General features: G+C 56.7%; 6 protein-coding genes. 5 read left to right on the top strand and 1 reads right to left on the bottom strand.

Annotated features, from left to right (window positions below):
- From GSQ86_RS06020 to GSQ86_RS06000, 5 genes are all read left to right on the top strand, one after another.
- Positions 1-354 (top strand): NADH-quinone oxidoreductase subunit J (locus tag GSQ86_RS06020; protein ID WP_158749051.1); only part of this gene is annotated, 354 nt, incomplete at its 5' end.
- Positions 355-359: 5 nt separating this feature from the next.
- Positions 360-662 carry an NADH-quinone oxidoreductase subunit NuoK gene (gene nuoK / locus GSQ86_RS06015; protein ID WP_158749050.1) on the top strand — a complete coding sequence of 101 codons (303 nt, stop codon included), beginning with the start codon at positions 360-362 and terminating at the stop codon, positions 660-662.
- Positions 659-2,704: an NADH-quinone oxidoreductase subunit L gene (nuoL, locus tag GSQ86_RS06010; protein WP_158749049.1), complete on the top strand. Its 2,046-nt coding sequence runs from the start codon at positions 659-661 to the stop codon at positions 2,702-2,704. Before nuoK ends, nuoL begins: the two co-directional genes overlap by 4 nt.
- Positions 2,705-2,735: 31 nt before the next feature.
- The gene (locus GSQ86_RS06005; protein WP_158749048.1) at positions 2,736-4,250 is read left to right on the top strand and encodes a NuoM family protein; all 1,515 of its coding nucleotides are present in this window, start codon (positions 2,736-2,738) and stop codon (positions 4,248-4,250) included.
- On the top strand, positions 4,247-5,731 hold the full coding sequence (locus GSQ86_RS06000) for an NADH-quinone oxidoreductase subunit N (RefSeq protein ID WP_158749047.1): 1,485 nt from the start codon (positions 4,247-4,249) through the stop codon (positions 5,729-5,731). The genes GSQ86_RS06005 and GSQ86_RS06000 overlap by 4 nt, the downstream gene beginning before the upstream one ends.
- A gap of 150 nt (positions 5,732-5,881) precedes the next feature.
- On the opposite strand, the gene GSQ86_RS05995 is transcribed toward GSQ86_RS06000, so the two are convergent.
- Positions 5,882-6,577, bottom strand: a complete 696-nt coding sequence (locus tag GSQ86_RS05995) for a hypothetical protein (protein WP_158749046.1) — start codon at positions 6,575-6,577, stop codon at positions 5,882-5,884.
- Positions 6,578-6,768 lie beyond the last annotated feature (191 nt).

The raw sequence follows: 6,768 nt of genomic DNA, 5'->3' as shown, positions 1-6,768 counted from the left end.
GGGGCCGAGTTTCTGGCCGCGGCGCAGGTCATCGTCTATTCGGGTGCCATCATGGTGCTCTTCACCTTCGTCATCATGCTTTTGAATGCGGGCGAAGAAGAGCGCACCCATGGCAGCAAAGCTGCGTATATTGTCGGCTTTCCTGGAGCAGCGGCGCTACTTGGCATTCTTACCTATATCTTTCTCAAGCAGAAAGATCATCTCGGATCAGCAAAGCTCGGCAGCTATCTGGTGACGACGCAGGATTTGAGCCGCGTCCTCTTCCGCGATTTGCTGCTTCCTTTTGAGGTGACCTCGGTGCTGATTCTGGTTGCTATCCTCGGCGCGGTTGCGCTGGCGCGAAAGGAGCATTAAGCAGCATGGTTCCTATTGCCTATTATCTTGTGCTGAGCGCCATCCTGTTCTCGATTGGCGTAGCGGCGTTTCTCATCAAGCGCAACATCATCACCGTCTTCATGTCGATTGAGTTGATGTTGAACGCGGTGAATCTGACCTTTGTCGCTTTCGCGCACCAGTGGCACCACGTCAGCGGACAGATCTTCGTCTTCTTTGTGATGGTTGTGGCGGCGGCAGAAGCCGCTGTCGGGCTTGCCATCATTATCGCCATCTTCCGTACCCGCAGCACCTTGAACGTTGATCAAGTGGATTTGATGAAACTATGACCAGTTCCCTCCATCTCTGGCTGATTCCGCTCGTTCCCTTCGCCGGATTTCTGGTGAACGGTCTTCTTGGCCGCCGCTTTCCTAAAGCGCTGGTAACGGCGATTGCGTGGATTGCCACGCTGATTCCCTTTCTGCAGGTGCTGAATATCGCGCTGCACTTCAGCTCTTTGACGCTGCCCTACAACGAACGGGTAGCGACCTGGATTACTGCTGGAAATTTTCACGCTGACTTCGCTTTCGCACTCGATCAGCTCACGCTCATCATGCTACTGGTGGTGACGGGCGTTGGTTTTCTCATCCATCTCTACTCTGCGGGATACATGGCGCATGAAGAAGGTTACTGGCGGTTCTTTGCTTACCTGAACCTCTTCATGTTCTTCATGCTAACGCTGGTGCTGGCGGAAAACTTCCTGCTGATGTTCGTCGGATGGGAAGGCGTGGGACTCGCGTCGTATCTGCTGATCGGCTTCTACTTCACGAAAGATTCCGCAGCGAACGCCGGAAAGAAAGCCTTCGTCGTCAACCGCATCGGCGACTTCGGCTTCCTGATCGGCATGTTCCTGCTGATCGCGCACTTTGGCACGCTGAGCTTCGACGGAATCTTCAGCCAGATCGCGCAACATCCGGAGTGGCAGGGCGGTTTCCTGACGGCGATTGCACTCTTCCTCGCGCTCGGTGCTACGGGTAAATCGGCGCAGATTCCACTTTACGTCTGGCTGCCGGATGCAATGGAAGGCCCGACTCCAGTCTCAGCATTGATTCATGCGGCGACGATGGTTACGGCTGGCGTGTATATGATTGCGCGCGCGCATGCCATCTTTGATCGTTCGCCGTTTGCGCTGAGCACTGTGGCCATTATTGGTGCCGCGACAGCTCTCTTCGCCGCGACGATCGGGCTCGTTCAAACGGACATCAAACGCGTGCTGGCCTACTCGACGGTTTCACAGTTGGGATATATGTTCCTCGCCTGTGGCGTGGCTGCATATTCTGCCGGCATCTTCCACTTGCTGACGCACGCTTTCTTCAAGGCGCTGCTCTTCCTCGCCGCTGGTTCTGTCATCCACGCGCTGAGCGGTGAGCAGGATATGCGAGTGATGGGAGGACTTCGGAAGAAAATTCCTGTCACCTTCTGGACGATGACGGCTGCGGTTTTTGCTATCGCCGGCTTTCCGCCGTTTGCCGGATTCTTCAGTAAGGACGAGATTCTCTACCAGGCGTTTATCTCGCCGAACCCTGTCGGGAAGATTGTTTGGTTTGTCGGGCTGCTGACAGCCGGGCTGACATCTTTCTACATGTTTCGATTGTGGTACCTCACTTTCTTCGGGAAGAGCCGTGCGGACCAAGCTGCAGCGCATACACCGGAGCCAGGGCATCATGCCGAGAAAGAAGAACACAAGCATCCCGTGCATGAAAGCCCGTGGATCATGCTTGCTCCGCTTGTCATCCTTGCCATCCTTTCTGTAATTGGCGGATGGGTTGGTGTTCCGGCGGCCCTTGGCGGCCACAATGAGATTGAGCACTTCCTGTCGCCGGTCATGCATGCGCAGCACCTCTCGTTTGAGCAGGTAAGCGTTGCGATGAGCACGCAGCAGCAAGCGGTTGTACCCGCCGCGGAGGCTCCGGAAGGGAACAAGTCTCTGGAGTTGCTGCTGGCGGTTGTCTCCGTGGCGACGGCGCTCATCGGCTGGTTTATTGCTCACCTCATGTATTTTGCAAAACCCGAACTTCCGGCGCAGATTGCAGCGAAGGTTCGTGGACTGTACTCGCTGCTGCTGAACAAGTACTGGATCGACGAATTGTACGGCGCTGTCATCATTACGCCGGTGCTCTTCCTTTCGCGGTATGTGCTGAAAGGCCTGTTCGACACTGGCGTGATTACCGGCGGTGGTTTGGCGCTCGGTTATGCAACCCAGGGCATTGGCTCTCTTGTGCAGCGGGTGCAGTCGGGCAATATTCGGTCTTATGCAGGATGGCTGGCGCTTGGTGCAGCTGCTCTGCTGTTGTTGACGTACTTCGGATTCGGAACGCATCTGTCGTTTTAATGACGGCGCTTGAAGATTAAGGAACGTATTCGTGTTTAACGATTCCATTTTGTCGCTGATTACGTTTGTGCCCACGGCGGGCGCGATCGTGGTTGCCCTGCTGCCGCGGCGCGGCAAGCTGATCCAGTGGTTCACGCTGCTGGTATCGTTGCTGACGTTCGCACTGACGCTGCATCTGCCTGCGCACTTCAACTATGGGCAGACCGGCTTCCAGTTTGAAGAGAATCATCCGTGGATCGCGAGCCCCAACATCCATTACCACCTTGGTATCGACGGCATCTCGATGTGGCTGGTGGTGCTCGTCGGCTTCCTAGGACCGCTGGCGGTACTGGCGTCGTGGAAGGCAATTGAGACTCGCACCAAGGAATTTTATTTCCTCTTCCTGATTCAGCAGACGGCGATGCTTGGCGTCTTCGTCGCGCTCGACATGTTCCTTTATTACGGTTTCTGGGAACTGTCGCTGGTTCCGATGGCGATTCTGATTGCCATGTTCGGCCGGCAGCGTGGGCCTCAGGCGGCGATCAAGTTCTTCATCTTTACCTTCCTGCCTTCGGCGTTGCTCCTGGTTGCTCTATTGTGGCTCTACGCCAAGACCGGCACCTTCGATTTTGTTCTGACGCAGCAGTACCTGGCGCAGAACGGTTCGGCTCTCGCACCGCAGGCTCTGTGGTGGGTCTCGCTGGCGTTCCTCGCGGCCTTTGCTGTCAAGGTTCCGGTCTTCCCACTGCATGGATGGTTGAGCGATGTATTTTCCGAAGCTCCTACGGCAATGGCGATGGTGGTTGCCGGCAAGCTTGGCCTCTACTCCATTATTCGTTTCAACCTCGGACTCTTCCCGGAACAGTCGCGGCAGATTGCTCCGCTGATGATCGCGCTGGCCGTCATCGGCATCCTTTACGGAGCGTCGATAGCGCTGGTGCAGCAGGATCTGAAGCGCTTTCTCGCTTTCTCTACGGTCGGGCATCTTAGCTTCTGCACGCTTGGCATCTTCTGCTTTACCGTTGTCGGGCTGAACGGCGCTGTGTATCAAGTCCTGAACCATGAGCTTTCCGGCGCTGCGATTCTGATTCTTTTCGGCATCCTTTATGAACGCTATGGCACATACGACATGGCGCTGTACGGCGGCATGGCTGCCAAGTTGCCGCGCATGGCGACGCTCTATGTCATCACAGCGCTTTCGCTGGTTGGCTTGCCGATTCTTAACGGGTTTGTTGGCGAATTCCTGATTCTCAGTTCCAGTTTTGGCGTGCATCCTTACTGGGCGACGGCCGCGACGCTGGGCGTGATTCTGAGTGCAGCCTACATGCTCACCATGATTCAGAAGCTCTTTTACGGCGAACAGTCGCAACTGGTGGTCAACAAGAATGTGCCCGATATTGTAGCGCGTGAGGGCTTCGCGTTGATTCCAGCGGTGATTCTCATGCTGGTGCTCGGTGTGGCTTCGCCTTACTGGATTCGCGCCATCGGCGGCGCTGTGGACCAGATGGCTAACAGTTTTGCGCATGCGACTATGACTTTGTTACCTAACGTGGCGGAGAAGCGATGACAGACGTGGCACAAGTATTTCGTATTCTCCCCGAGGTGATTCTCACTATCACCGGCGTGCTCATCATGCTGGGTGAGCCATTGCTGGCAAAGAATGCCAGCCGCAAGCCGCTCGGATGGCTCGCGGTGCTGGGAACCCTGGCCGCGCTCTTCGCAAGCTTCTGGCAGCTGCAACTGCCTGCGGGCACGGCGTACTTTGGAACCGTCCAGACGGATGCCTTCAGCGTTTTCTTTCATGTCCTGATTGCCGGAATCGTGCTGGTGACGCTGCTGGTCACGCTTGACGCGGCAGGCCGGGATGCCGAGAGCCTCGGCGAACTGTTTGCTCTGATGTGCTTCGGTGCTGTCGGCATGATGCTGATGAGCTGCGCCACCGAGCTGCTGCTGGTCTTCGTGGGCCTCGAAATTTCTTCGATCTCAACTTACATCATGGCTGCCTTCCGCAGGAAGAGCGCCAAGGGGCCGGAGTCGGCGATCAAGTACTTCCTGCTTGGATCGTTTGCCACTGCATTTTTCCTTTATGGCATTGCGCTGATCTTCGGCGCGACCGGGACGACGGACATTCCTCAAATTGCTGGGCTACTTTCGACGAGCCAGGTGCCGGTTTTTGGTGTCATCGGGATGGCCATGATCCTGATCGGCATCGGCTTCAAAGTGTCGGCGGTTCCCTTCCAGGTCTGGGCGCCCGATGTGTATGAAGGCGCGCCTTCACCTGTGGTCGGATTGATGTCGACTGCTCCTAAGGCGGCGGCTTTTGCTGTACTGCTCCGCGTGCTCTACACCGCGCTCCCTGCTTTGCATAGCCATTGGCAACCGCTGATCTGGTGGATGGCGGCGCTCTCAATGACCTTCGGTAACCTGGGCGCGCTGCGACAGCAGAACATCAAGCGCATGCTGGCGTATTCTTCGATTGCACATGCCGGATACCTGCTGGTCGCCTTCACCGCGCTTTCGCCCGATGGCATTGCGGCGGCAAGCTTCTACGCAGCGAGTTATGCGGTTATGAACGTTGGCGCATTTGCCGTGATCAGTCACGCGGGTGGCATGGATGACCGTCTCACTCTCATTCAGGATTACCGTGGACTCGCGTACCGTTCGCCTCTGCTGGGCGGAGCGCTGGCCTTCTTCCTGATTTCGCTGATCGGCATTCCTTTCACCGGCGGATTCTTCGGCAAGTTTTATGTCTTCGCTTCGGCCCTGCACTCCGGGCTGGTGTGGCTGACGATTATCGGCTTGGTGAACAGTGGCATCGCCGTCTATTACTATCTGCGTCCGCTGGTTTCGGTTTACTCGAAGCCCGTGCATAGCGACCTGCTCGACGGCATTCCACGGGTTACTGTGCCGCTGATGTTTGCTCTCCTGATTACTATCGCGGGTACGCTGATTCTCGGTATCGTGCCGGGGCGGGTGCTGGCGCTGGCCAAGGCTGGAGCGCTGACGCTTCAATCGACGGTGAGCGACACAACTACAGCTGTGAAGTAATTTTCCGACCCATTCCGTTGAAGGGGCCCTCACTGGAGGGTCCCTTTTTGGGCAACTTCCTCTATCTTAAGAATTTAGTTTTGATTGGTATGGCTTGAGATTCTTCGCCTTCGGCTCAGAATGACGAGCTCTTTAGATGACGAGTACTTTCTAGTCGGCGGAGAGATTGAGATCGCGGCGATTGAATATCCATGCAGCAGCTGCAAACCAGGCACCGCCAGCTACCAGCGTGAGCAAAAGGTCGATTGACAGGGAGCTGGGCACGGTTCCGGCGGAAAATGACGTCTCGAACAAAGTGAGGATCAGCCTGCCGGGGCCGATTATTCCCAGTCCGCCTAGGTATGCGGCCAGTCCAAGAAGAGCTACGGAGGCGATGGAGGCGATCAACTGGGGCAGCAGGATGGACCAGAAGATGCTGACGGCTCCTGCCCAGATTCCAAGCACAAGCTGAGCTGACAGCATGATCCAAATTCCACCGTGCGGGCTGTGCAGCGATTGCGCCATGAAGATCCCGCTCACTACGAATCCGCTGGCGTAGAGAAGCAGCGGCAGCCAAGCCGTGATGAGCAGCGAAAGCAGGTATTGCGGGCGGCTGACGGCGCGACCGAGCACCATGATAATGCGCCGTGAGCGCTGCTCATTCCCGAGCAAAGTGCTTCCGGTAAAGGCGACCAGAGCCAGCCCGGCGAAGCATTCCTGATGCAGCATCCAGAGCACGTCGTCGGGATCCGGCTGACCGCCTCCGGTGAGAATCGCGGCCATGATGTAGGGCCAGAGAGCCAGAAGCAGAAAGAGCCAGCGATTCTGCCACAAGAGCCGCTTTGCGATGAGCCATGCCTTGATCATTTCCTTCTCGTTCCGAATCCCTTTCTGCTTACTTCAGGAACGCAAGGCGCTCCTACTGGCTTTCTCTGGTTCTGTTCGCGCTCCCGGCCACCCTTTGCCTACGTCTCAGGATGGGGCACCCAGTGCCATCTGCTTCCTGCTCCAGGTTACGAATAAGTCCTCCAAGCTTCGCGCAGCGGTTCGCGTCCCCC

The organism is Acidobacterium sp. S8, assembly GCF_009765985.1.
In the GTDB taxonomy this organism is placed as follows: domain Bacteria; phylum Acidobacteriota; class Terriglobia; order Terriglobales; family Acidobacteriaceae; genus Alloacidobacterium.
The sequence above is the reverse complement of the archived record's forward strand: the minus strand, read 5'-3'. Positions and strand labels throughout refer to the sequence as shown.